Source organism: Priestia sp. P5_B4, from assembly GCF_056400385.1.
In genome coordinates, this window is the sequence record NZ_JBFULJ010000552.1 from 1 (window position 1) to 2,550 (window position 2,550).

A 2,550-nucleotide genomic window follows, 5' to 3' on the forward strand; every position below is an offset into this window, starting at 1 on the left:
TATCACTACTACCTAACCTAATAATCTTATTCTTGTAGGGACTGAAATCCTTTTTTATAAGTAAAAAAAGCATAAACCCGTTGGTCTCCAACAAAATTTATGCTCTATCTTTAATAAAACTTTTACGAATTCTCTTTTAATCCAGCCACAAATAATTTCAGATGTATGATTCCTATAAAACTATAAACAACCTTACACAATATCTCGATTCAATTCTTTATCTTTAACCACTTTAATTCTTTCCACTTTTCCTACAAGGAAGATATACGAAAGTGCTCCTAAAAGAGCCAATGCAGCTATGAATACTAGAGCTGGAGCAAAGTTTCCTCCTTTAGCTAAGAAACCAATAACAATTGGAACGATGATAGAAGCTAGACCTCCGATAAAGTTAAAGACTCCACCTGTCAAACCGACTAAGTGTTTAGGTGCTAGCGTTGAGACAAACACCCATGTAATAGAAGCTAGGCCATTTCCAAAAAACGCAATAGCCATAAACATGATAATGAGAGATGTGCTATTTACATAATTGGCTCCGATAATTGAAGTTGATAAAAGCAGACCTACGATAATAGGTGTTTTTCTTGCAATCCCTAGTGATACTCCTTTTTTCACTAAGGCGTCAGATACAAAGCCAGATAATAATACTCCTACAAACGCTGCTAAAAACGGAGCTGATGCTAAGAATCCTGATTTCAAGAAATCTAACCCTCTATATTCCACAAGGTACGTTGGAAACCATGTAAGGAAGAACCATAAAGTAGAGTTGACGGCAAACTGTCCTAAGTAGATGCCCCATAGCTTTCTGTGAGAAAAGGCTTCTTTAAGATTTCCCCATTCGAACTTTGCTCTTTCTCCTTTATTATCAGCAGCTTTAACTAAGCCTCCACCTTCTTCGATATGCTGTAATTCTGCTTTATTTACTTTGCTATGCTGAGAAGGATCACGATAAAAGATATACCACATAATGCCCCACGCTATACCAATAATCCCTGTAGTAATAAACAGACCTCTCCACCCTAAAAAGTGCTGAATGGTAACTAGTGTCGGTGTTAAAAATGCTAGTCCTGCAAACTGTCCTGAAGTATAAAAAGCAATAGCTGATGCTCTTTCCTGATTTGGAAACCAGCTGGTGACTACTTTATTATTGGTCGGAAAAGCCGGTGCTTCGAATGCTCCTGTCGCTAGACGCAGACCAAAAAGACTCACAAATCCCTTAGTAAATCCTTGCAGCAGCGTAACAATAGACCAGGTAATTAAGCTAAAGGCATACGTAGCACGAGCGCCAAAGCGGTCAGCCATTACCCCTCCTGGTATTTGCAGAGCAGCATAAGCCCATCCAAAGGCTGAAAATATGAGACCCAGTTCTACTGATGATAGCTTTAAATCTTTGGACATGGCTGTGGCAGCTACAGAAATATTACTTCGATCCATATAGTTGATGACAACGCTTATGAAAATAAATGCTAAAACACGAAATCTAACGCGAGTCGGCTTTTCGCTATACCCCTTCATTCCCTTATCCCCCTGTATATGACTAGTTTAAGAAAAGATCTGACTGACGGTCATTTGCCAATCAGATCTCCCGTACTAAAATGGTTTCCCCTTTACCATTCCGCTACAGAACCGTCTTTATGACGCCATACTGGATTACGCCAATTATGGCCGATATCAGCCATTTTTCTAACATGGTCTTCGTTAATCTCAATACCTAAACCAGGTCCATCAGGAATTTTCACGAAGCCTTCTTCGTATTTAAATACGTGGTTATCAACAATATAATCTAGTAAATCACTGCCTTGGTTATAGTGAATGCCTAAGCTTTGCTCTTGAATAAATGCGTTGTGACACGTTGCATCTACTTGAAGACACGCAGCTAATGCAATTGGTCCTAACGGGCAATGAGGTGCAGCTGCTACATCAAAGGCTTCAGCCATTGAAATAATTTTCTTACATTCTGTAATTCCTCCTGCATGTGATAAATCAGGCTGAATAATATCGACGTATCCGTCCGTTAAGAGCTTTTTAAACTCCCATTTTGAAAACATTCTTTCTCCTGTAGCGATAGGAATGGATACGTGATTGGCAATTTCTCTTAACGCCTCATTGTTTTCCGGTAAAACCGGCTCTTCGATAAACATTGGGCGATAGACCTCTAGTTCTTTAGCTAAAATCTTTGCCATTGGCTTATGTACACGTCCGTGAAAATCAATACMTATTCCTACATAAGGTCCCACTGCTTCTCTGACAGCAGCAATACGTTCTACTACTTGATCAATTTTTTCATATGAATCCACATATTGAAGCTCTTCTGTTCCATTCATTTTTACTGCTGTAAATCCTTGTGAAACAACTTCTCTTGCTGCTTCGCCTACATCTGAAGGCCGGTCTCCTCCAATCCACGAATACACTTTAATAGATTCTCTTGCTTTTCCGCCTAACAGTTGATGTACAGGAGCATCGTAATATTTTCCTTTGATGTCCCACAGAGCTTGGTCAATCCCTGATATGGCACTCATTAAAATAGGTCCGCCTCGATAGAAGCCGCCTCGG

At 39.6% G+C, this 2,550-nt stretch carries 2 protein-coding genes; both read right to left on the reverse strand.

The window, feature by feature from the left end:
• Window positions 1-192 precede the first annotated feature (192 nt).
• Window positions 193-1,512 (reverse strand): MFS transporter, encoded by a 1,320-nt coding sequence (locus AC1DRF_RS22820; RefSeq protein ID WP_427075024.1) that lies wholly within the window; start codon window positions 1,510-1,512, stop codon window positions 193-195.
• 92 nt (window positions 1,513-1,604) lie between these two features.
• A partial coding sequence (gene dgoD, locus AC1DRF_RS22825) for a galactonate dehydratase (RefSeq protein WP_477741761.1) occupies window positions 1,605-2,550 on the reverse strand: 946 nt, incomplete at its 5' end.